Origin of the sequence: Methanobrevibacter sp. (assembly GCF_045586545.1) — an archaeon.
Lineage (GTDB): Archaea > Methanobacteriota > Methanobacteria > Methanobacteriales > Methanobacteriaceae > Methanocatella.
The window spans coordinates 1-20,600 of sequence record NZ_JAZNAN010000115.1; the positions used below are offsets into that span (position 1 = coordinate 1).

Below are 20,600 nucleotides of genomic sequence, written 5' to 3' on the forward strand. Positions count from 1 at the left end.
GCATTGTGGGCATTTCCATTTTTTTTCATATTTTAGGCCTTGATAGTAGTATCCGCAGTTGCTGCATGTTTTGCTTGATGGGTACCATCTGCTGATTTGTCTGAATGTTTTTCCGTATATTTCGGCTTTGTATTTGAGCATTTCAACAAATTTTCTCCATCCGATTCTTTGTAATTTAGGGCTGGAGTGCGGGTTTTGAAACATTCCTTTGATGTTTAGGTCTTCGAGTATGATTATGTCGTATTTTTTAACTATTTGTGTGGTTATTTTATGGTAGTAATCATGGATTTTGTTCTTTTTTCTGTCTACCCATTTCCAGTAGGTTTTTTGTGTGTCTTTGTAGCGGTTGCTTTGGTATTCTTGGTTGGATAGTCGTTTTTGGTATTTTTTTATCATTTTTTCCTCGTGTGTAACGTCTAAATTGGCTATTTTTAGTCCGTTGTCGAGTGTTGCTAATGTTCGTATACCTAAGTCGATTCCAACGAATTTGTGTGTTTTAGGAAAGTTGGGTGTTTCGGTTTCAATGTTGAATACGGCATAATATTTCCCATTTTCTAATTTTATTGTCACACTATTGATTTTAGCATTTTTTAATTTTTCTCGATATTTTCTACTTGTCCTGTAATATATTTCTCCCAATTTTGGTAAAACAATTGTATTGTCTCGGATTTTTATATTATGGTTGTTTTGTATTTTGAATGATTTTTTATTATGTTTTTTGGATTTGAATTTTGGATAACCTCCTTTGCCATTGAAAAACTTATTATAGGCATTGATAAGGTCTCTGAAAACTTGTTGGAGGCTTGATGATTCGCTTAATCCTAAAAAATCATGTTCTTTTTTGAGCATGTTTAGCATGGTGTTAAAAGTAGTCATATTGCACTTCAGTTTAGTGTAACCATGGAGTTTGAATATTTTATAGGTGTTCTGATAGCTTTCTAAGAGTTTGTTCCATGTAAATCTGGAATTACCTATATTCTGGTTAATTTTAATCTTCATATCCTCATCAGGATACAACCTAACCTTCAAACCCTGATTAACACCTTTCATAATACATTCAACTCCATCAAGACATAATTAATTTTTATATAAAATAATTTAATATAATAAACAATATATAAAGAAATAGAGAGAGCATTTGAAAAGTATTCCCAATGCTCCTTTTGTGAAATTCATCCCCGACCTTAAAGAGGTCGGGGTATTCTTTCACTATTAAGATAAAAAAAGAGATAATCGGTTAATTATCTCATGTACAATAAAAATTTTCCAAATTTTGGGATTCTATAGATAATTACAGTAGCTAAGTAACTGAAGAATATCAGTAGAATCCAAAGGATTATTGCTTTAACAGGCTCTGAATATGGTAGTTGAACAACCAGTGGAAGCAACGGCAATCTAAATAGGTTATGCACTAAAAATACTGCAAATGAATATTTAGCTAAAAATGTTACTAATGGATAAGCTCTAACTTTATCTCTTCTGGAACAGAGTTCAAATAATGCAAATGATCCAGTTAGAATGAATGGGAATTCATACCATAATGTAAAGCCGTATCCCTTGATAAATGCATAATATTGGAAAACTACACATATTAAAAAGGATATGATTGCAAGTATTCTTAGTTTGTTAGAGGAATACTTTTTAAATAGGCCTTTTTTAGTTAAATATCCTATAATAATATAAATTCCATAGACTCCACCACTGAATCCAAGACAGGATTGGATATTAACATTCTGAATACCATGCATTGCCAGCACTGTTGTAACAAAAGGAAGCAGGAAGGCTAAAAGTGTAAATACGATTGTCGCCTGCCAAATAGTTTCCGGATGGAATCTTTCAAGAGCAGCGGAAACAAACGGCATTGAAAGATACATTCCGATAATCATTGGCATATACCACATATGGCTAAAGAATAAGTTTCCGGCTTCTGAAAAGTTGACTTGTCCGCTTTTAACGACAACGAATTGCAGACTTATTGCATAAATTATTGACCATAGAATAGTAACAATAATTAGGCCTTTACAGCTTTTATTCCAAAAACTACGGACTCTTTCATCGTCGTAACTTCTATCAAATAGCAGATAACCTGTAATCATTAAAAAGAATGGAACACCAATACGGCCAATGAATAGGGATATAAAATTAAATATTCTTGAATAAATTGTGAAATTCACAATCGCATCAGAGGAAATGATAAAAATCCCATCAGCTGCATGAATATATAAAACAGTCAAAATTGCAAGTGCCCGTACAAGGTCAATCCATTCAACTCTAGTTTTACCCATTGATTTTTCTCCATGTATTAAATTTTAAACTTTTAATTTTGTTAAATAATAAATATAACTATTTTTAGTAATTAGTTCAAGGGCTATGATATTTTCAATCCAATTCATTAATGCTTGTCCCTTTGGTTTCAGGGAATACCCAAATCCAGGCACCGACCAATATTGCAAATATTGCTGCAATAGCTATACCATAGCTTAAATCGAAGTATGAAGCAACAAGAGTAATGATTACTGGTGTGACAAATTGCGCTCCACGTGCAAGGTTGAATACTGTCCCTACGGCAGTATTCCTGATTTTTGTTGGGAATAATTCTGAGAACAGTGCACCAAATCCTCCAAAGAATCCTGTTCCAAATCCGGTTAAGAACATGAAAACGAATATCAAATCATGAACTGCATTAATCTGATTCCAACAGATTGTTATCATTGCTATGCTTATGCCCATTATGAAACTGTAAATTGTAAATGCAGGACGTCTTCCAAGTTTTTCAGCAACAAAACCGAAACTGGTATAACCTGCAAAATCTCCGCACTGGATTACTATAATTCCAATTGTGGTTCCAATTAATGCTAAGCCTCTTTCCTGTTCAAGATATGTTGGCAACCATGAATATGTAAACCAATATGCAGACATTCCGAATATACATAAAATTAAAGATATGAGGAATATTTTCCTGTGTTCTTTGGAAATCAGTTCCTTGAACTCTTGAAGAATGTTCTTGTTTACATATTGGTCTCTGTTTTGAAGCCAGACATCAGATTCCTTAAGGTATCTTCTTATGAGAATAACTGTAAGTGCCGGAATAATTGAAATTAGAAATGTCATTCTCCAACCGATGATGGGAGTTACTACTCCTCCAACTATTGATGCTAGAATTACTCCAATTGGGGCTCCAGATTGCATGAAAGCCCCGAATCTAGCCCTTAAATCGTCTGGAAATGTTTCGTTAATATATATCTGGCCAGTGGCCCATTCTCCACCAACGCCTAAACCGGTGATGAATCTGAAAATTACTAATGAATAAAAAGACCATGAAAAGGCACACAGTAATGTACCTATGGAATAAACAATAATTGTCCATTGCAATACTTTTTTACGACCGTATTTATCTCCTAATGCTCCAAATAGAATTCCGCCTAAACCGGTGGCAAATAATGATATTCCTAGGCATAGGGAAAGCATTTCAGCAGAAAAATGTAAGTCCGCTTGCAGTTGGGATATTAAAAAAGTAAATAAAACCAAATCGTAGAAATCAAAGACCCAGCCTGCCCAGCTCAAACCAAAAATTCTATAGTGGTCCTTGTTTAGTTTTGTCTGTTCATTCATTAACATAATTTGGCTACCTTTGATTTTAATTAATATTTAATTTTAAGTATGGAATAATATTTAATATTTTTTTAAAAACCGATAATTATCTATAATTTTTCATATCAATTTCTGAAACTTCGTAAAATGATTTGCATTGGAAAGTATTAAAGTGATTTGCTACAAAGTATTAAGTAATAACATAATGAAGTGGAGAATGATATTGAATGGAAGAATATCTAATTGAGACACCAAGCATTGATTACATGAATTCTCATGTTCAGGAAAAGGTTCAAGAATTAAAAAACCAATCAACTGATGATTTGGATTATATCAAAAGAAGCTACATGTTTGTCAGGGATGAAATTCCACATTCCTGGGATATTGGTGCAGATATAGTTTCAAAAACTGCTAGTGAGACTCTTATAAATAAGACTGGAATCTGTTGGGCAAAATCATGTCTTCTTGCAGCACTTTTAAGAGCAAATGGGATTCCATCAGGGATTAGCTATCAGTTACTTACAATAGCAGATGATGATAGTGAAGGATATATTATCCACGCCTTGAACACTGCATATATTGGAAATAAATGGATTAGGCTGGATGCTCGGGGAAATAATGATAATTCTCAATTTAGCTTTGACAAAGATCAGTTAGCCTTCCAAGTTCGAAGTGAACTCGGGGAAATTGACTACAAAAATAATGATGATGATTTGGATGAAAGATTAGTGAATATTCTTGCCGAAACTGAGAGTTTATCAGAAATTTCAATAGATTTTGATTGTAATTTTATAGGATGATTTGTTCTAAAATTATTTTGATTGAATGTAGGAAATGGGTAAAAATGAAAATTGTCGATGCTTTAAAAATTTATTTGACGGATTGGAAAAATCTCCTTACACATGGAATTGTAGGTGTGATCCTTCTTTATTGTCTGCTTTTTGCTCCAATAGCTTGGTATTGGAGAGTTATTATTCTAATACTTGTCATTGCTTTTAATATTGTTAGAATGAAGTACTCTAAAAATAAGAAAGGCTGAATAGTTTGCCATATCATCTTGTTTTTATGTCAGTTATTATTGGCATGAGTTAAATTAAATTCATTTTTAAAAATTTAAATAGTAATTTGTTCAATATTTAAGTGTATTATTTTAGAGGGTATTATATGAGATATGTAAATAGACATGATGTATTGATTATTGCTAGAAACTCAGGCATATTGATGATTGGAATAGGAGTAATGTGTCTAGTTCCGATTATAGTTGATATGATATATCTTGAATTCAATGCAATCGGATTTCTTATCCCCGGATTAATATCCATATGCGCCGGTTTAATTTGTATCAATACCCTAAAAAAATATCCTCTCAGTAAAATACGCCTAAAACATGGAATGATTATATCAGCTTTAATTTGGCTATGGGCATCCATTATCGGGGGGTTGGTATTTTATTTTGTTACTGATATAAACATTATCGAAGCTATTTTTGAAAGCATGTCCGCTTTAACCGGAAGTGGAATTACAATATATCCGGATGTAGAAGTTTTGCCATATAGCATACTATTTTTCAGAGCGTTTCAACAATGGATTGGAGGTTTAGGAATTATTGTCTTGATAATATCCTTTTTATCAAAGCCAGGAACCGCATCTTCCAGATTATACCAATCCGAAGCCCGTGAAGAACGCATTAAACCGTCAATTAAAGCCACAATCAAAGAAACCTTCAAAATATATCTGATTTATACAACTGCTGGAATAATCCTATATACTCTTGCAGGAATGCCACTTTTCGATTCGGTTTGTCATACATTCAGTATCATTTCAACTGGAGGTATGAGTGTCAAAAATGCCAACATTGGATATTACCAAAGTGAACCGATTTATTTTATTTCAATTATCTTAATGATATTGGGTGCAACAAGCTTTTTAGTCCATTATAATGTTATTAAGACACGTGGAAAATTATTAATTCAGGATTTGCAGTTTAAGGTATTGATAACCTTAATAGCTGCTTCATCTCTTTTAATATATTTCATATCTAATATAGTTCCTATGGAGATTTTATTCCATATTGTTTCTGCCATCACAACAACCGGAGCAAGTATCCAAAGTCCAACTGTAATGGGTACATGGCCATCAAATGTAATCATTATCATAATGGTATTGATGATTATTGGAGGGTCCAATGGGTCTACTGTAGGAGCAATTAAGTTAATGAGAATCATAACATTTTTTAAAGGAATATATAAAAATTTACGTGAGATATTGTCTCCAAATAGTGTAATCAATCTGGAAATTTCCGGTAAAAGAATTACAGATGATCTTGTAGCGGATAGTGGAAACTATATAACCCTTTATCTAATCTGCATTCTGGTTAGTTGGATATTGCTATGTTCCTATGGTCATAACCCTTTTGATTCACTATTTTTTGCCATTTCAATGCAGGGGAACGTTGGTTTAGAAATCGGGCACATGTCACAATCATTGGAATTGCCGTTAAAATTCATGGGCATAATCAGCATGTGGATTGGAAGATTGGAAATTTATCCCGTATTAATCACATTCCGGGCATTTTTAGAAGTCTTTAAAAGATAATTCCATACCTAACAAAAAACGCCATATATAGAAATTATTTTAATATTCGGACAAATTCAACTTTTTTTTTAGCGATGTTCATGGAAATATTATTATACTTATCTTTCTAAATATTTTCATAACAAGAGGTGAAGTATGTATAAAAAGATTTTTGTTTTAAGCATTTTGGCAATTGTAATGATTGGTTGTGCATATGCAGCAGATTCAACTGATTCATTAAACAACAATACCGTCACAATCTCTGGAATAAACTTCACTATCCCTGAAGGATTTACAGAAGATGTTGATGGAGCAATAGTTAATGAATCAGAATCATACGAGGGTTATAACTATGTAACCAATGGTAAAAGTTTTGAAAATGAGAATCATTTTCTTTTAATGAGTGTTTCTGAATATGAACAGAACATAACCGAGGATATACTGGAAGATGTTGGTGATGAAACCACTATCAATAATGTCACTGGTCGTTTTGATGATATGGGCTTTTTAGCATTATTTTCATATATTCAAGATGATAAAGTAGTCGTCATTACAGCCGATGATAGGAGTATCATCGAAGAAGTTTTAAGTTAAGAGAATATTTCTCTTTTTTAAATTTTTAATAATGGTTTAGGATATAAATATTATTAATAAATCTTGGGAGATATGTGATAAAAATGGTTTCTAAAAAATTAATTTTAGTACTGGCATTGGCTTGCTTGGCTATCTTTTCCATAGTTTCAGTTAGTGCAGGAGACTTATTAAACGATGAAACTACCATTGCAGGGCATGATTTTAATATACCTGACGGATATCAAAAAAATGAGTCATTTATATCAGAAAATGAAACTACTAACTCAAACGGAGCTATTTTTTATGCAAGTGCAGAGAGTTATTATAAAGGTGAAGATGATATAATATATATTCAAGTGTCAGATTACAGCTATCCTGGTTATGAAACTAATTTGACTGATGATCATGTTCAAAAGTCCGGATTGGGGGAAAAAGAAGTTATTAATGACCATGAAGGTGTTATTGCAGAAAAGAAATTTGATGATTTAAATGTTCATGCCTTTTTTTATGCCGAAGATGGTGATCTGGTATGTGTAATGACTACAGATGATAGTCTATTTGAACAGATAATTCCCGAAAAATAATCGTTTAGTTAATTAATCTATATTTTTTCTATTTTTTATTTAATGTCTTTGTCAATGTTAATCTCACTGTTTTTTGTAATTCCTGGCCTTTTTCACATATATTATTGTCCAGCAGGAAAAGCGAGCACAGGAAATGGAACGTACTGGACCTGACTTTTTAAGATAATTATCAAGCATGCTGCAGGTCGGAATCAGCTTCGAAAACCAATGGATACAGGGAAAGCAGTAAATGTAGGACATTACAGAAAAATCAGAACTTTTGCCCAACAACTTTAATATGATAGATTAATTTATCAAAATAAAAAAAGAATTAAATAAGCTAGGCTTATTTAATGAATGGAGTTTAAAATTGTAGTTACTGGATTGTCTGCTCCTTCAGGCGCAGTTTCGTCTGATGGAATTGTGTATACAACAATACATTGGTCTGCTCCAGCAGGAAGCACATATGCCATGACGGTGTATCCATCTTTTTCATAGTTTTGTTGTTGGACTATTTTGCCGTCTGCGTCATATGTTTCTTCACCAATGAATGAATAGCCTTGGTCTTCAAGGTAAGTTATTGCATCGTCACTGTTTTTTACAGCTTCAGGAATCATAACTGCAATCGCATAATCGTCATCTTAGGATAACAATACCATTTCGTCTGTTGATTGTACTTCTTGGAATCCATCTGGAATTGTGAATTCATGATCTCCAACAGATATGTCTTCGGCAACGACAATGCCCATTCCTAAAACGACAAGCACTATTGCTACCGCTAAAAATATTTTGTTAAACTTCATAATTTTTCCTCCAACATTTCATTTATCAAAATAGGTTAATATATATGCCGATTTTATTTTCAAGTATATTAATGAGTTTTCTTTTGTTTATAATATTTAATGTGCATCATAAGAAAAAAAGTTCTGCAATTTCATAGGGATTAATGATATTGGAATTAGTATAAATTAAAACACTTATGTTTTTACCATGTAAAATTGATTTTAAAAACAACTGACACTTTATATGCTTTAATTTCCAATATGTTATCATGAAATTTAAAATAGTAAATGATTTAGCAATATTTTTGGATAATATTATTCCTGAAAAGCAATTATCTAGATTGCATGAATTTTTGCTAAGTGGAGCCATTTTTACAGAAGCAAGTAAAGTTTTAGCAATACTTATAATTTTCATAGTGGTGAGTGAAACTGCCTTGACAATAATAATGGCAACTCTAAACCTCCCGTTGTCAGTATTGATTTTGCCATTTTTTGTTATTCCTGGTCTTTTCACATATATTATTGTCCAGCAGGAAAAAAGGGCGCAGGAAATTGAAAAGACTGCACCTGACTTTTTAAGACAGCTTTCAAGCATGCTACAGGTAGGACTCAGTTTCGAAAATGCAATGGAGGACATGTCTCAGTACGGTGAAGGACCCCTATACGACGAAATGCGAAGGACAATCATCGAAATTCGTATGGGTCGTAATTTTGATGATGCATGGAGAGCAATGTCAAAAAGACTAAAATCCAAAGAATTGGAGAGAATTTTTGGAATTATTTTGGATGGAAGAAAATCGGGATCAAGTATTTCAACTGTTTTATCTGATGTATCAGATGACCTGAGAGATTTGATGGCTCTTAAACGTGAGAGAAAATCGGCAGTTATGATGTCGGTAATGTTTTTGTTAATATCTGCCGTTATTGCAACTCCTTTTGCAATTGGTATGGTGGGGGTTTATTCGGGATTTATGCAAAGCTATGGCGTGGAATCGGAAATAATTCTGACTGCACCTATTGCAGGTGAAATCTATTTAATAATTCACTCATTTCTGGTTGGATTCATTATTAGCATTATCATGTATGGCAATGTCAAAAAGGGAATTAAGTTTTCCATGCCTTTGGCGGTTGCATCTTTTGGGATATTTTATTTGATTTCAACATTTGGCGGAAGCTTGCTTATGGGGGGATTTTAATGGATAGTAAGGCTCAGGCATCAGCAGAATTCATATTGCTGTTTGGAGGAATAATGGTTGTTGTTCTGTTGGCCATTCATATGTATAAAAATTATATGAATGATTTATCTGGTCAGATTCAATCAAACGAAGTTAGAGATTTTAATAATCAGTTAAATTCATTAGGAAAATATTTCAGATGAGCATATATTGGCTTAAACTTTAGATTTTTTAATCTTTTCATAGCTGAACAACGTATATTAATGTTAAAGGATTATTTTCTTTTTTCTTGAATTGAATTTTTTTCTAATAATCCTTTATTTTCATTTGAATTTCATCCGTTTTAATTATTTTTAAGCTATTCAATAGATTGGCCATTATTTAGATTCTTTTTTTATTTAACTGAATTTTTTCATAAGTTAGTCATATTACAATTTTTTTGGTTATAATGGTAAAGGGGATATTAATCTGGCCTGTGCAGATGATGATTTGGAAATCTTCATCTTCTGCAAGTTGGCGGAAATTCGATTTAAGTTGGGGAGTATGATTTTTTAAAAAATTGTTTTTTACTATCATATTAATTTCAAAGCCACGATTTTCATATTCCATATCTGATTTAAATGCGAATCTTAATTTAAAGTGATTAAAATAATCAATAATTAATTTAAAGTATTCCTATTTAGTTATTGTAATAATTTTCATTGATAGTAACTCAAGATTTTTTCTAAATTTTTCAATTGGAAAAATCATTTTTCTCATTTTGAAATTTTGGAAGGTAATAATTAAAATATCTACAAATAACCGTTAAATATTTGAAAAAAAGGAATTGATAATTTATTTTTAAAAAATTAAGCACCTCAAGAGTTTACACTTGAAATGCACCTCTCATTAAGGGAGATAGTATTGAATTTTAGGCATGCACCATACACTTAAAATTGAAATTAGGCAACAGGCCATAATTACTGGTGGATAAATGAAGTATCCGATTACTATTCCTATTGAAACAATCATGATTGTTCCATACATTGCATAATGCTTATCTAATGCGACTTGAAGCGCAATATTTCCAGAATCAGCATCTTTTAGGAATTTACTTATTACTAAAGATAGGATTGCAGTTATGATAAAGCACATTCCATATAAAAATTGCGGGAAGAACAAGTAAAAGTTTTCGGCGGCAAATGTAGTCAAATAAGGAAGTAATGAAAATACAAATAATGTGAGTCCCATTGTCCAAATGACTTTTGGATCTACTTTATTGACAATGCTGAAGATGTTATTGTTGAAATTCCAGAAGTTAAAACAAATCATGAAACTTATTGCATATATTACAAATTCATATTTTATATCCAAAAGGGCTTGCCAGCTGCCATTGCTTGCAAGCGGTATTTCTAAAACAATAATTGTAATGATGATTGCCAGAATAGCATCAATTAATGCTTCAAATCGTTCAGTTTCCATTGTTGTCCCTCCTAATTATTCTGTCGATTACAATCCACAATATGATTGAAGCAAGGCAGGTAATGTAAATTCCAGGCCTGTATACGGTGTAAGTCAAAATAAAACCAATGATTATCAAGACTGTTGGGAGATTCAGATAATAGGAATTATGATTGATTTCCTGTAGATTCTTATTATAGGGATTGCTTTTGTAAACCGCCCGTGTAGCTAATGTATTTAAAAAGTGGGTAACTAAAAATATCACTCCAAACATGGTTTCGGCAGCTATTGAATCAACGTTGTTCGCTAGCCATATTGTAAAATAGGGAATAAGTGATATTACAAATGTCATTATTCCATAAATCCAAAGGGTAGTGTTGTCGATTGTCTCGACAAGGCGGAACAGATTGTGATTTGCATACCAAAGATTATACAGAATTAAGAAACTTATTAAATAAGCCACATACATTGTTTGCAACTCTAAAAAAGCATTTAAAGTTGGGCTTGCGGGTTGGGGAATTTTTAAGACCAGAACAGTAATTATGATTGCAATGATTGCATCGAAAAATGTTTCAAAACGATTTGTTTCCATAGTCAATATTTATTATTTTATAATATAAAATATTAATTAAAGGTGATAAAATGGACATGTTAATTGGTGGAAAGCATATTTCAAGTGATGATTTATTAGAAGTTAAAAATCCCTATGACGGTGAAGTAATAGATACTATTCCAATTGCTCACAGGCAAATTGCAGACCTGGCAATAACCGAAGCCAATAATGCAAAGGAATCATTGGTTGAAATGTCTGCTTTTAAGGTTTCAAACAAATTGTTTGATGCAGTTAAAAAGTTGGAAGAACTGCGGGAGGAATTTGCCGAATTGCTGACTTTGGAAGTTGGAAAGCCAATTAACGAATCTTTAGTTGAGGTTGACAGGTCAATTGAAACCTTAAGGCTGTCTGCTGAAGAGGCAAAAAGAATCTACGCTGAAAGTGTGCCGCTGGATGCGGGACTTAACGGCAAGGGATTTTTCGCATTCACTCAAAAATTGCCATTGGGTGTAGTTGCCGCAATTACTCCCTTCAATTATCCGCTTAACTTAACAATCCATAAGATTGCACCTGCAATTGCTTGCAAAAACACGGTTATTGTAAAGCCACCAACAGAAGCGCCCTTAACCGTAATGAAATTCTGTGAACTGTTAAACGAGGAGTTTCCAGATGGTGTCGTCAATGTTGTAACCGGTTACGGTTCTGAAGTCGGCGATTATCTGGTATGTTCACCGAATGTAGATAAAATATCATTTACAGGAAGTGTGACAACAGGAATGATGATTTCACAAAAGGCCGGAATGAAAAAGGTTACATTGGAATTGGGTGGAAATGATCCGACAATCATTCTGAAAGATGCAGATATTGACAAGGCCGTGAAGGGCATTATAAACGGAGCATTTTTGAATGCAGGACAGGTTTGCATGGGAGTAAAAAGAGTAATAGTTGAAGACGGGATTGCTGATGAACTGGCAGAAAAGTTAGTTAATGAAACTGAAAAATTGGTAATGGGAAATCCTTTAGATAAGTCAACAACTTTAGGAACATTGATAAATGAGAAGGCAGCAATTCAGGTTGAAGAAACTGTAAACAATGCCGTTAGTCAAGGTGCTGAAATATTGGTAGGAGGCCTTCGGGATGGGGCATTTTACGAAGCAACAGTCATTGATAATGTCACACCGGATATGGATTTGGTCATGAGGGAAACATTCGGCCCGGTAGCTCCAATCATTCGTGTTGAAGATGTGGATGAAGCCATTGAAGTTGCAAACGATACGGAATATGGTTTGCAGGCAGGAGTATTTACAAACGATTATTCAAAAGCAATGAGATGTGCTCAGGAAATTGAAGCCGGAACTGTTTTTGTTAACAAGCAGTCTACATTCAGAACAGATAACATGCCATTTGGAGGATTTAAAAGCAGTGGTGTTGGAAAAGAAGGAATAAAATATGCAGTAGATGAGATGACAAAAACTAAATTGATTGGTTTGAATTTGAGATGAAAAAAAGGAAAATAAGTAATTAAACTTATTTCAAGTAGTTTTCAACGAGATTGCGAGTTTCATTAAGGGATTCCATTGGTATGCCTTTAGGCATCTGGCCGAGTTCACCGTCAACATCTTTAAGGATACTTCCGTTCATTCCTAAAAACATCCCTTCACTTACGATGTCACTAAATGCCTGTGGCGGAAGCAATGACACTCCAACTTTATTGTCATCTTTAACATTTAAATCATTGGTTACAACAGTAATTGCACGTTTTCCAAGGTTTACATTACAAAGCATTAGGTTCTCATTCTTAGGATGTTGGGTAACGCTCATGACCTCTCCAACTTTGATGTCAACACCCATGATGGGATCATTAATAGGACCTAATGCCAAACGGTCTTTCAATCCAAGGATGGAATCCAAAAAGAATCTTACTTTTGCAATATTTTCTTGGGTTTTTTCCCTTTCTTCTTTTGGAGCATTGTTTAAAAACTTTTTGTTCCAATCATCTCCGCCCAAATATTCAATAATCTTTAAAGCTTTTTCGTGTAAAGCTGCAACATCTGGAGAGTTTACCAATTCATCTTCTTCAAGGTAAGAGTAGGTCAATGATTGAAAATCACTATTCATTTGCTTTCCCATTTCAATAGCTTGTTTTTTATTCCAACTTCCGCGAAAGGAGGCTGTTGGAATGAGATTCAGGTAATTTTCTCTTGCTTTACTTGCCACTAAAATTCTATAATCTTTTGTTGTATCCCACATTTGAAGTCCTCTTTTATCTCTAAATTATAGTTTTGTTTTATAATTTAATAAATTTTATGCAAATAAAGGAGATTTTCAACTTTAAAAAACAAAAACTATTTATATTAACAATAAAATAAATTTATACATATTTATTTAAGATTATATTATATTGTGGTGTAAAAATGGTAGAAGTTTCAAAATTACGCAGTTTAGATATTTATACCAACACTGGTCATTATGTTGGTCGTGTGGAAGATGTTATTCTTAATATTAGATTAGGAACTATTTCAAAATTACAAGTTAGAGCTATTGAACAACAACCAAAACCTGCTGGATTCGTAAATTCATTTTTAGGAAGTATTCGTGGTGAAATGCCTGAAGAAAATGATATGAGGTCTTTCCAAAATGATTTATTAACCGTTGATTTCGATAAAGTTCAAGCTATTGGAGACATCATGTTAATCAACCCAAGGGATATTAAGAAAGTTAACCCTGAACCACAAATTCCTGAAGTTGCAGCTCCAAAACCAACTGAAACTCAACCACAAGGCGAAACACAAGTTCAATTTGATGCTGAAAGATTATAAATAATCTTTCATAAATTCTTTTTTTTTAAATCTTTTTCTAGTGTGATACTATGAAAGTAGGTATTATAGGATGTGGAGCTATTGCTAACATCATTACAACCAGCATAGTTCCAGAAGATAATGATATTGATATTGTATATTTTTTTGATAAAGATATCGAAAGGGCTGAAAATTTAGCCAGTTTTGCAGGCGGTGTTGCAGCATTGGATTTTGATGAAATGTTGGATAATGTGGATTTGGTATTAGAATGCGCTTCACCTGCATCAGTAAAAGAATTGGCACCAATAGTTTTAGAAAAGGGCATTGACATGATTGTAATGAGCATTGGTGCATTTATGGATAAGGATTTCTATGATAAAGTATTAGAAATAGCTAAAGAGAATGATGCAAAAATACATTTGCCATCCGGTGCAGTTGTAGGTTTGGATGGAATAAAGGCAGTAGCAAAATTTGGTCTAAAGGAAGTCAATCTCGTAACTAGAAAATCTCCAAAATCTCTTGGAAAAGAAATAAATCAAGAAGAAGTATTATTTGAAGGAAAAGCTTCTGAAGCTGTAAAGGAATTCCCATTAAACATCAATGTTGCAGCAACCATTAGTTTAGCATGTAATAAGGACATTGATGTAAAAATCATTGTCGATCCTAAGGTTGACAGAAATGTTCACGAAATTACAGCAAAAGGGGACTTTGGTGAATTTAAAACAAGAACCATGAATTATCCATGCGCTGCTAATCCAAAAACAAGTATGTTGGCAGCACTTTCAGCTATTAGGTTGCTTAAAAGTTTCAATGAAACCATTAGTGTGGGAATGTAATGAAAGAATTTGAAGTTTATTCCTCTCTAAAAGTTCCAAAAAACTCTAAAATTATCATTCGCTTAGACGGCAGAAGTTTCCACAAATTGGCTAGCGACTTAAACCTAGTAAAACCATATGATGATGATTTCTATAAAGTTTTTGCAGAAGTATGCAAAGACTTATTTAAGGAGTTTTCACCACTCTTTGTTTATACTTTTTCAGATGAGATAAGCTTGCTTTTTGATAAAGTCCCTTTTGATGGTCGATTGGAAAAGCTGGATTCTGTAATAGCTAGTTTCACGGCCAGCTCCTTTGTAATTAATTACGATAGAGAATTCAAAAAGCCTCCTGCTTTTGATTGTCGTGTTATTCCAATTTCCGATGAGGATATTTTGCCCTATTTTAAATGGAGGCAGGATGAATCCTGGAGAAATTGTGTCAATTCACATGGCATCTCATTCCTCAAAACCAAGTATTCAAATACTGAAGCGAACGATAAAATAAAAGGTATGAATATAAGTGATGTCCATGAATTGTTGTTTGAAAATGGCATTAACTTAAACGATATTGAAACTTATAAAAAAAGGGGTTTGGGAGTATATCGTAAAAACAAGAAAGTTGTTGGTTTCAATAAAAAAGAAAATAAAGACCAAATCTCATATAGAAGTTATGTGTATACTGATTGGGAACTTCCAATTTTTACTGAAGAGTTCTTTGACATGGTGATTGGATGAGTTTTATTTCAAAGATTTTTGGAAATGATGAAGAAGAATTCAGTGAAGTTAGAGTGGATAGGGAAGTTCTGGATTCCGTAATTTATTATTCAAAAAAGGCTTTTCCCAATGAGTTCTTAGCATTTTTTGATGGTGTGATAAAAGATAAAATACTTTATATTACCAGTTTGATTTTTTTACCTGGAGAGACTTGTGAAACTGGGGCTGTCGTTCACACGGAGCTAATTCCTATGAATACCAAATATAAGGGGTCTGTTCATTCACATCCAGGTCCAAGTGCAAGCCCATCCGATGCGGATTTGAAAACTTTCTCTAGAAACGGATATTTTCACATGATTGTTTGTCTGCCTTATTCTTTGGAAACATTTAAAGCCTATGACAGATATGGAGATCCTTTGGATTATTCTGTTGGGGACTATGGATTTTTGGCTGAAGATAACTCAGATGACTTTTTCGATGAAAGTGATGTTGTAACCGATAGTGATGAGTTCAAACCAGGGTTTTTCGATGAAGAGGATGATGAATTCTTTAAGACTCTTGATGAGGAGAGAGTAAATCATTATGATGAATATGAAAGAAGAACTCCGGTCAATATTCCAATCAATCCTGGACAAAATCAGGTAGTGCGCATAGAACTTAATCCCGATGGCAGCGTAAAAAGAATAACTCGTCAATTTAAAGACTAATTTTAAAAAAAAGAAAAAAAGAAAAAACAATTATGGTGAAATTGTTTTTATAATTCTAATCCGATAGCTTCATAAACATTATCTAAAGCTTGGATTTCTTTAATAACGTCTTTTGGAATTTCTTTGTCTAAAGTCAAGACCATAATAGCTCTTCCGCCTTTTTCGTCTCTTCCTACTTGCATAATTCCAATGTTAACGTTATGTTCTCCTAATTTAGTTCCGATTTTACCGATACTTCCAGGAACATCTTCATATTTTGCAATGAACATGTGTCCTTCAGGGATAACGTCGACCCAATAGTCATTCACTTTTAGGATTCTTGAATCGTGCAAGTGTGTTCCTTCAGCTGAGAAAACATCATTTGCACTTTTTGCAATAACTTTGATTAATGATTCGTATCCTTTTGCATTATCTTTTCTTCCTTCAGTAATGCTAATGCCTCTGTCTTTTGCAACAAGAGCAGCATTAACTGCATTGACAGGGGAACTTAGGAAAGGATTTACTGCACCTTGTATAACTGTCCTAGTTAATATTTCAAGGTTGTCGATTTCAGCTAGTTCTCCACTGTAAATAATTTCGATTTCTTGGATTTTGCCGTTTACAGCTTGGGAGATGAAACTACCTAATTTTTCACATAATCCCATGTATGGAGATAACTCTTGGTAGGTATTGTTATCGATACGAGGCATGTTCAATACATTTTGAGGATTGTTTCCTTTAGCTAAATCAATAATTTCATCGGCCACAATGATTGCAGCATCTCTTTGCGCTTCTTTAGTTGAAGCAGCAATGTGTGGAGTCAATACAATGTTGTCAAGTTCGAATAATTTTGAATCTGCTGCAGGCGGTTCATTTTCATATACATCCAATGCAGCGCCGCCAATTTTGTTATTTGCTAAAGCATCGTATAATGCCTCTTCGTCAATGACTCCTCCACGAGCACAATTAACAATGTATGCAGTATCTTTCATTATTTCAAATTGTTCGGTTGAAATTGAATGTTTGGTTTCAGGAGTTAAAGGTACGTGGATGGTAATGAAGTCAGAATTTTTAAGGACTGTATCCAAATCAGTTAAGGCCACACCCATCTGTTTTGCAACTTCTTCAGGTAAATATGGATCATATGCCATTGCATCCATTCCAAATGCTTTACATCTGTTAACTACTTGTGAACCGATTCTTCCCATTCCGATTACACCAAGGGTTTTGTTCCTGAGTTCAACACCCATGAACTGTTTCTTTTCCCATTTGCCTTCCTTAACAGATTTGTCTGCAATGGATATTTTACGAGCCATGCTTAAGATTAATCCCATTGTGTGTTCTGCTACAGTAACTGATGTGGATTCCGGTGAGTTAACAACCATAATACCTTTTTCGGTTGCTGCATTTAAATCAATGTTGTCGACTCCAACACCGGCTCTTGCAATGATTTGCAAATTGTCTGCTTTTTCAATAATGTCAGCAGTTACTTTTGTTCGGCTTCTTACAATAATTCCATCATATTCATGTATGGTATCTGCTAATTCTTCAGGAGTGATGTCGGTATCAACAACAACATCTGCTACTTCCTTTAAATTTTCGATACCCTTTTCATTAATAGCATCAGCGATTAATACTTTCATTTTTTCACCATAATTTGTTAATTTAAGAAAGAATATTTAATAATAAATATTACTTAAAATTATGTTTTTTATTATATTTAAAAGATATTATTAAACAACAATTTCTTAAGATTTTGTTAATTTATATTAGTTTTTAGTGTCCTGACTTTTTTTAAAATTAAAAGCAGGGGCGAAATGAATATATATTTAAAGGCCAAATAAAATTTAATGGTGATAATATGGTATCTGTAAATGAATTTCCTATTTCAACAGCAAATGATATTCCAGGATTTAAGATTGTAGAAACTAAAGGATTTATATACGGTTTGACCGTCAGAAGTAGGGGTGCCGGTGGACAGATTGGTGCTGGTGTCAAATCCCTTTTCGGTGGGGAAATCAAACAATATGTAACCATGATGGAAGATTCCCGTGACGAAGCATTAAAAAGAGCAATCGAGCATGCAAAGGATTTAGGTGCAAATGCTATTGTAGCTATCAGATTTGATTCAAACGAAATCTCTCAAGTAATGCAAGAAATCTTGGTTTATGGAACTGCTGTTGTAGTTGAAAAGGAATAGGGATACAATGTTTTTTGAGGATTTAGAATATAAAGGCAAAGTCATTCCAAGAACTATTTTAGGCTATGGTCCATTTATGGCGGAACTTTATTTTGGCCATAGATCAAGGCTTTATTTAGATGATTTATATAATAATCCTCAAAACACTGCTGAAGTAATCGTTGAATCATATAATCAGGGAGTTAGGGCAATAAATTTAGTGAATGATGAGAATCTACTCAAAGCTTATGATATTGCTTGTGATGAAGGTTGTGAGATGAAAGTAATAGCTACAATCGGAAAATCAGATGTAGATTACTTGAATCCTAATTATGAAGTTGCAAAGGAGGCTGATTGGGATGAGGATATTGAAGTCTTTTCTTCTTATGACTGTCCGGTAATGTTGGTGGACGAGTTTATCACTGACGCTTGTGATTGGAAGTTAACTTCAAAAATATTATCTGAAATAAATAATGCAGGTTCCCTTTCAGGTTTAGTTACTTCATTTCCATCTAAAACTGCTGATTTAATTCCTGAAAATCTGAATATTGATTTATTTGATTTTTATATGATTCCATTTAATTCCATTTCTTATATGATGGATATAAGTGCATTTAATGAAGCGCAAAGGGAAGAATTTAAACAAAAGTTATTAAAACTAGATAAGAAAGTAATTGCTACTAGAACACTAGCAGCAGGCGTTCTACAGCCTAGAGAAGCTTTCACTTTTTTTAAAAAAATAGATTATGTAGATTTGATTAGTATTGGTGTTGCCAAGGTAAGTGAAGCTAGTGAAGACTTTTCTATTTTAAGGGAGTTCTAAAGTTTCACGACTTCATATTTGTCAAATGGAATATGTCCATCTGCTTCAAGGGATAAATTCAAATCAATTAATCCATTAATCAAATCTGTTATATTTTTATTAGAAGGTTTTTTGCCGGTAATCTGCAGGTATTGTCTTGGCGAAATTTCACAGAATTCACATTCAAAATTACAGCATCTGTCTTTTTCTTCGCATCCATATCCTTCTTGAGCTTCATCTGTTCCAATAACGATATCATCAAGGATTCTTGAAACTCTCTCATCAGATGCAAACATTGCTATTTTTTGGGTTTTGCCACAAATTCCAATTGCTGTCTGTCCTTTGAAGTTGCAAACCCATTTTATAGGATAGTTTTCCATACCAGTAATTTGTAAATTTTCCATATAATCACTCTAGTTTTCTTTTCTCTCACGAATCATCTTAAGAAGCTCTTTTGAATTTTCAAATTCTTTTAATTCCCATGACTTTATTACAGGGATTGTGCCGATTGATTCTTTTATTTTATCATTGTTGATTATAAAAACCGGTTCTGATGTTGTAACCATAGACAAATCTTTCAATGGAATTGCCATTCTTTTCAATGTTTTTTCAGTCCTGTTTTTTTCAACATTCGCCATTAATGGAGAATGTTTATCAGAACTTTTCATTTTAGCTACTGCATCAAATGGACTTTTGTTCGTTGACAAAACTCCATATCCAAGTTTTGATAAATCATTAACGTCATCGTTATATTCAATATCTTCTTTTTGGGGCTGCTTTAGCAAATCGATATCAAGGGTCACTTTTGTGTTTAGGATTTCTTCCAAAATCATTGCGGTTTCAGTGTTTGCACGAACAATTCCATTTTCATATTTATACATTGTTGCCCTTGAAACATGTGCAAGATTAGCCAAATCCTTTAAGGACATGGAATATTCTTCTCTGTATTGTTTTATAACATTTCCATCAATTTTAACGAAATATCCTCCACGGTCCGCTAAGATTTCAGGGTATTCATTGTATAGAATCATGTTTTTCAATGTGTCAAAATTAATGGTCGGAATATCATATCTCTCATAGATTACTCCTTCTTCAAGAATTCCATTTCTTGACCTTTCACCAATTATTATAGGTGAAGCTAAAAATATGTTTGCCAATTGCTTCATTTCATGAGCATTATGTTCGTTAATACTGTCAATGTTTAAAAAAGTTTTTAGAAGTAAAATTAACAGGTTTTTCCTTGCCACTAAATCAAATGAACCTTGATCATATATATCGGAGGTTTTAAAGCCTTGATTTTTTAATAAATTTTCAATTTGATTTAGTAAGTTTCCTCGAGTTAACATAAGATTA

At 33.1% G+C, this 20,600-nt stretch carries 26 protein-coding genes; 14 read left to right on the forward strand and 12 right to left on the reverse strand.

Features of this window, described 5'->3' with window-relative positions:
• The 3 genes from ACKI3D_RS08565 to ACKI3D_RS08575 form a co-directional block, all read right to left on the reverse strand.
• On the reverse strand, nt 1–1,050 hold a 1,050-nt coding region (locus tag ACKI3D_RS08565), incomplete at its 3' end, for an RNA-guided endonuclease InsQ/TnpB family protein (protein ID WP_407393717.1).
• Nucleotides 1,051–1,241: 191 nt separating this feature from the next.
• A complete protein-coding gene (locus ACKI3D_RS08570; RefSeq protein WP_407393719.1) occupies nt 1,242–2,285 on the reverse strand; it encodes an acyltransferase in 1,044 nt (347 codons plus the stop codon).
• A 94-nt stretch (nt 2,286–2,379) separates the two neighbouring features.
• Entirely contained in the window at nt 2,380–3,612 is a 1,233-nt protein-coding gene (locus ACKI3D_RS08575) for an MFS transporter (protein ID WP_407393721.1), read from the reverse strand.
• A 206-nt stretch (nt 3,613–3,818) separates the two neighbouring features.
• Here ACKI3D_RS08575 and ACKI3D_RS08580 point away from each other — a divergent pair, with 206 nt between their 5' ends.
• The 5 genes from ACKI3D_RS08580 (at nt 3,819) to ACKI3D_RS08600 (ending at nt 7,322) form a co-directional block, all read left to right on the forward strand.
• The gene (locus ACKI3D_RS08580; RefSeq protein ID WP_407393723.1) at nt 3,819–4,391 is read left to right on the forward strand and encodes a transglutaminase family protein; all 573 of its coding nucleotides are present in this window, start codon (nt 3,819–3,821) and stop codon (nt 4,389–4,391) included.
• Nucleotides 4,392–4,435: 44 nt separating this feature from the next.
• The gene (locus tag ACKI3D_RS08585) at nt 4,436–4,630 is read left to right on the forward strand and encodes a hypothetical protein (protein WP_407393724.1); all 195 of its coding nucleotides are present in this window, start codon (nt 4,436–4,438) and stop codon (nt 4,628–4,630) included.
• A gap of 125 nt (nt 4,631–4,755) precedes the next feature.
• Nucleotides 4,756–6,186: a TrkH family potassium uptake protein gene (locus tag ACKI3D_RS08590; protein ID WP_407393726.1), complete on the forward strand. Its 1,431-nt coding sequence runs from the start codon at nt 4,756–4,758 to the stop codon at nt 6,184–6,186.
• Nucleotides 6,187–6,321: 135 nt separating this feature from the next.
• Complete coding sequence (locus tag ACKI3D_RS08595) at nt 6,322–6,759, forward strand: hypothetical protein (protein ID WP_407393727.1); 438 nt, start codon at nt 6,322–6,324, stop codon at nt 6,757–6,759.
• Between the two features lie 116 nt (nt 6,760–6,875).
• Complete coding sequence (locus ACKI3D_RS08600; RefSeq protein WP_407393729.1) at nt 6,876–7,322, forward strand: hypothetical protein; 447 nt, start codon at nt 6,876–6,878, stop codon at nt 7,320–7,322.
• Nucleotides 7,323–7,385: 63 nt separating this feature from the next.
• On the opposite strand, the gene ACKI3D_RS08605 is transcribed toward ACKI3D_RS08600, so the two are convergent.
• The 3 genes from ACKI3D_RS08605 to ACKI3D_RS08615 all read right to left on the reverse strand — a co-directional run bounded on the left by ACKI3D_RS08605 (nt 7,386) and on the right by ACKI3D_RS08615 (nt 8,104).
• Nucleotides 7,386–7,589, reverse strand: a complete 204-nt coding sequence (locus ACKI3D_RS08605; protein ID WP_407393731.1) for a hypothetical protein — start codon at nt 7,587–7,589, stop codon at nt 7,386–7,388.
• Nucleotides 7,590–7,651: 62 nt separating this feature from the next.
• A complete protein-coding gene (locus ACKI3D_RS08610) occupies nt 7,652–7,918 on the reverse strand; it encodes a hypothetical protein (protein WP_407393733.1) in 267 nt (88 codons plus the stop codon).
• 24 nt (nt 7,919–7,942) lie between these two features.
• Nucleotides 7,943–8,104 (reverse strand): hypothetical protein, encoded by a 162-nt coding sequence (locus ACKI3D_RS08615; protein ID WP_407393735.1) that lies wholly within the window; start codon nt 8,102–8,104, stop codon nt 7,943–7,945.
• A 248-nt stretch (nt 8,105–8,352) separates the two neighbouring features.
• Between ACKI3D_RS08615 and ACKI3D_RS08620 the strand changes: the two genes are divergently transcribed.
• Both ACKI3D_RS08620 and ACKI3D_RS08625 read left to right on the forward strand, forming a co-directional pair.
• A complete protein-coding gene (locus ACKI3D_RS08620) occupies nt 8,353–9,279 on the forward strand; it encodes a type II secretion system F family protein (protein ID WP_407393736.1) in 927 nt (308 codons plus the stop codon).
• A complete protein-coding gene (locus ACKI3D_RS08625) occupies nt 9,279–9,461 on the forward strand; it encodes a class III signal peptide-containing protein (protein ID WP_407393737.1) in 183 nt (60 codons plus the stop codon). The genes ACKI3D_RS08620 and ACKI3D_RS08625 overlap by 1 nt, the downstream gene beginning before the upstream one ends.
• Nucleotides 9,462–10,146: 685 nt before the next feature.
• On the opposite strand, the gene ACKI3D_RS08630 is transcribed toward ACKI3D_RS08625, so the two are convergent.
• Both ACKI3D_RS08630 and ACKI3D_RS08635 read right to left on the reverse strand, forming a co-directional pair.
• Entirely contained in the window at nt 10,147–10,719 is a 573-nt protein-coding gene (locus ACKI3D_RS08630; RefSeq protein ID WP_407393739.1) for a TMEM175 family protein, read from the reverse strand.
• A complete protein-coding gene (locus tag ACKI3D_RS08635; RefSeq protein WP_407393740.1) occupies nt 10,709–11,290 on the reverse strand; it encodes a TMEM175 family protein in 582 nt (193 codons plus the stop codon). The genes ACKI3D_RS08630 and ACKI3D_RS08635 overlap by 11 nt, the downstream gene beginning before the upstream one ends.
• A gap of 50 nt (nt 11,291–11,340) precedes the next feature.
• On the opposite strand from ACKI3D_RS08635, the gene ACKI3D_RS08640 reads away from it, so the two are divergent.
• Nucleotides 11,341–12,753: a lactaldehyde dehydrogenase gene (locus ACKI3D_RS08640; protein WP_407393742.1), complete on the forward strand. Its 1,413-nt coding sequence runs from the start codon at nt 11,341–11,343 to the stop codon at nt 12,751–12,753.
• A gap of 25 nt (nt 12,754–12,778) precedes the next feature.
• Here ACKI3D_RS08640 and ACKI3D_RS08645 read toward each other — a convergent pair whose 3' ends face one another.
• A complete protein-coding gene (locus tag ACKI3D_RS08645; protein ID WP_407393744.1) occupies nt 12,779–13,501 on the reverse strand; it encodes a tRNA-binding protein in 723 nt (240 codons plus the stop codon).
• 164 nt (nt 13,502–13,665) lie between these two features.
• Here ACKI3D_RS08645 and ACKI3D_RS08650 point away from each other — a divergent pair, with 164 nt between their 5' ends.
• Genes ACKI3D_RS08650 through ACKI3D_RS08665 form a run of 4 tightly spaced genes read left to right on the forward strand, consistent with a single transcriptional unit; the run spans nt 13,666 to nt 16,287 of the window.
• Nucleotides 13,666–14,070: a PRC-barrel domain-containing protein gene (locus tag ACKI3D_RS08650; protein WP_407393745.1), complete on the forward strand. Its 405-nt coding sequence runs from the start codon at nt 13,666–13,668 to the stop codon at nt 14,068–14,070.
• A gap of 50 nt (nt 14,071–14,120) precedes the next feature.
• Nucleotides 14,121–14,885 (forward strand): aspartate dehydrogenase, encoded by a 765-nt coding sequence (locus ACKI3D_RS08655; protein WP_407393747.1) that lies wholly within the window; start codon nt 14,121–14,123, stop codon nt 14,883–14,885.
• Nucleotides 14,885–15,601, forward strand: a complete 717-nt coding sequence (locus ACKI3D_RS08660) for a tRNA(His) guanylyltransferase Thg1 family protein (RefSeq protein WP_407393749.1) — start codon at nt 14,885–14,887, stop codon at nt 15,599–15,601. The genes ACKI3D_RS08655 and ACKI3D_RS08660 overlap by 1 nt, the downstream gene beginning before the upstream one ends.
• Entirely contained in the window at nt 15,598–16,287 is a 690-nt protein-coding gene (locus ACKI3D_RS08665) for a Mov34/MPN/PAD-1 family protein (RefSeq protein WP_407393751.1), read from the forward strand. The genes ACKI3D_RS08660 and ACKI3D_RS08665 overlap by 4 nt, the downstream gene beginning before the upstream one ends.
• Before the next feature lie 47 nt (nt 16,288–16,334).
• On the opposite strand, the gene serA is transcribed toward ACKI3D_RS08665, so the two are convergent.
• On the reverse strand, nt 16,335–17,909 hold the full coding sequence (gene serA, locus ACKI3D_RS08670) for a phosphoglycerate dehydrogenase (protein ID WP_407393753.1): 1,575 nt from the start codon (nt 17,907–17,909) through the stop codon (nt 16,335–16,337).
• A gap of 218 nt (nt 17,910–18,127) precedes the next feature.
• On the opposite strand from serA, the gene ACKI3D_RS08675 reads away from it, so the two are divergent.
• Together ACKI3D_RS08675 and ACKI3D_RS08680 are read left to right on the forward strand one after the other, a co-directional pair.
• Nucleotides 18,128–18,466 carry a heavy metal-binding domain-containing protein gene (locus ACKI3D_RS08675; RefSeq protein ID WP_407393755.1) on the forward strand — a complete coding sequence of 113 codons (339 nt, stop codon included), beginning with the start codon at nt 18,128–18,130 and terminating at the stop codon, nt 18,464–18,466.
• Between the two features lie 7 nt (nt 18,467–18,473).
• On the forward strand, nt 18,474–19,268 hold the full coding sequence (locus ACKI3D_RS08680) for a hypothetical protein (RefSeq protein WP_407393756.1): 795 nt from the start codon (nt 18,474–18,476) through the stop codon (nt 19,266–19,268).
• On the opposite strand, the gene ACKI3D_RS08685 is transcribed toward ACKI3D_RS08680, so the two are convergent.
• On the reverse strand, nt 19,265–19,651 hold the full coding sequence (locus ACKI3D_RS08685) for a hypothetical protein (protein ID WP_407393757.1): 387 nt from the start codon (nt 19,649–19,651) through the stop codon (nt 19,265–19,267). The two genes, ACKI3D_RS08680 and ACKI3D_RS08685, sit on opposite strands and share 4 nt — an antisense overlap.
• 9 nt (nt 19,652–19,660) lie before the next feature.
• On the reverse strand, nt 19,661–20,593 hold the full coding sequence (locus ACKI3D_RS08690) for a transcriptional regulator (RefSeq protein WP_407393758.1): 933 nt from the start codon (nt 20,591–20,593) through the stop codon (nt 19,661–19,663).
• Nucleotides 20,594–20,600: the final 7 nt, after the last annotated feature.

Coding starts and splice junctions, on each gene's coding strand:
- ACKI3D_RS08610 (WP_407393733.1), bottom strand. CDS start 7,918: ATGATTCCTGAAGCTGTAAAAAACAGTGACGATGCAATAACTTACCTT.
- ACKI3D_RS08685 (WP_407393757.1), bottom strand. CDS start 19,651: ATGGAAAATTTACAAATTACTGGTATGGAAAACTATCCTATAAAATGG.
- ACKI3D_RS08680 (WP_407393756.1), top strand. CDS start 18,474: ATGTTTTTTGAGGATTTAGAATATAAAGGCAAAGTCATTCCAAGAACT.
- ACKI3D_RS08650 (WP_407393745.1), top strand. CDS start 13,666: ATGGTAGAAGTTTCAAAATTACGCAGTTTAGATATTTATACCAACACT.
- ACKI3D_RS08570 (WP_407393719.1), bottom strand. CDS start 2,285: ATGGGTAAAACTAGAGTTGAATGGATTGACCTTGTACGGGCACTTGCA.
- ACKI3D_RS08690 (WP_407393758.1), bottom strand. CDS start 20,593: ATGTTAACTCGAGGAAACTTACTAAATCAAATTGAAAATTTATTAAAA.
- ACKI3D_RS08645 (WP_407393744.1), bottom strand. CDS start 13,501: ATGTGGGATACAACAAAAGATTATAGAATTTTAGTGGCAAGTAAAGCA.
- ACKI3D_RS08595 (WP_407393727.1), top strand. CDS start 6,322: ATGTATAAAAAGATTTTTGTTTTAAGCATTTTGGCAATTGTAATGATT.
- ACKI3D_RS08655 (WP_407393747.1), top strand. CDS start 14,121: ATGAAAGTAGGTATTATAGGATGTGGAGCTATTGCTAACATCATTACA.
- ACKI3D_RS08625 (WP_407393737.1), top strand. CDS start 9,279: ATGGATAGTAAGGCTCAGGCATCAGCAGAATTCATATTGCTGTTTGGA.
- ACKI3D_RS08620 (WP_407393736.1), top strand. CDS start 8,353: ATGAAATTTAAAATAGTAAATGATTTAGCAATATTTTTGGATAATATT.
- ACKI3D_RS08575 (WP_407393721.1), bottom strand. CDS start 3,612: ATGAATGAACAGACAAAACTAAACAAGGACCACTATAGAATTTTTGGT.
- ACKI3D_RS08640 (WP_407393742.1), top strand. CDS start 11,341: ATGGACATGTTAATTGGTGGAAAGCATATTTCAAGTGATGATTTATTA.
- ACKI3D_RS08660 (WP_407393749.1), top strand. CDS start 14,885: ATGAAAGAATTTGAAGTTTATTCCTCTCTAAAAGTTCCAAAAAACTCT.
- ACKI3D_RS08665 (WP_407393751.1), top strand. CDS start 15,598: ATGAGTTTTATTTCAAAGATTTTTGGAAATGATGAAGAAGAATTCAGT.
- ACKI3D_RS08590 (WP_407393726.1), top strand. CDS start 4,756: ATGAGATATGTAAATAGACATGATGTATTGATTATTGCTAGAAACTCA.
- serA (WP_407393753.1), bottom strand. CDS start 17,909: ATGAAAGTATTAATCGCTGATGCTATTAATGAAAAGGGTATCGAAAAT.
- ACKI3D_RS08675 (WP_407393755.1), top strand. CDS start 18,128: ATGGTATCTGTAAATGAATTTCCTATTTCAACAGCAAATGATATTCCA.
- ACKI3D_RS08585 (WP_407393724.1), top strand. CDS start 4,436: ATGAAAATTGTCGATGCTTTAAAAATTTATTTGACGGATTGGAAAAAT.
- ACKI3D_RS08630 (WP_407393739.1), bottom strand. CDS start 10,719: ATGGAAACTGAACGATTTGAAGCATTAATTGATGCTATTCTGGCAATC.
- ACKI3D_RS08580 (WP_407393723.1), top strand. CDS start 3,819: ATGGAAGAATATCTAATTGAGACACCAAGCATTGATTACATGAATTCT.
- ACKI3D_RS08635 (WP_407393740.1), bottom strand. CDS start 11,290: ATGGAAACAAATCGTTTTGAAACATTTTTCGATGCAATCATTGCAATC.
- ACKI3D_RS08615 (WP_407393735.1), bottom strand. CDS start 8,104: ATGAAGTTTAACAAAATATTTTTAGCGGTAGCAATAGTGCTTGTCGTT.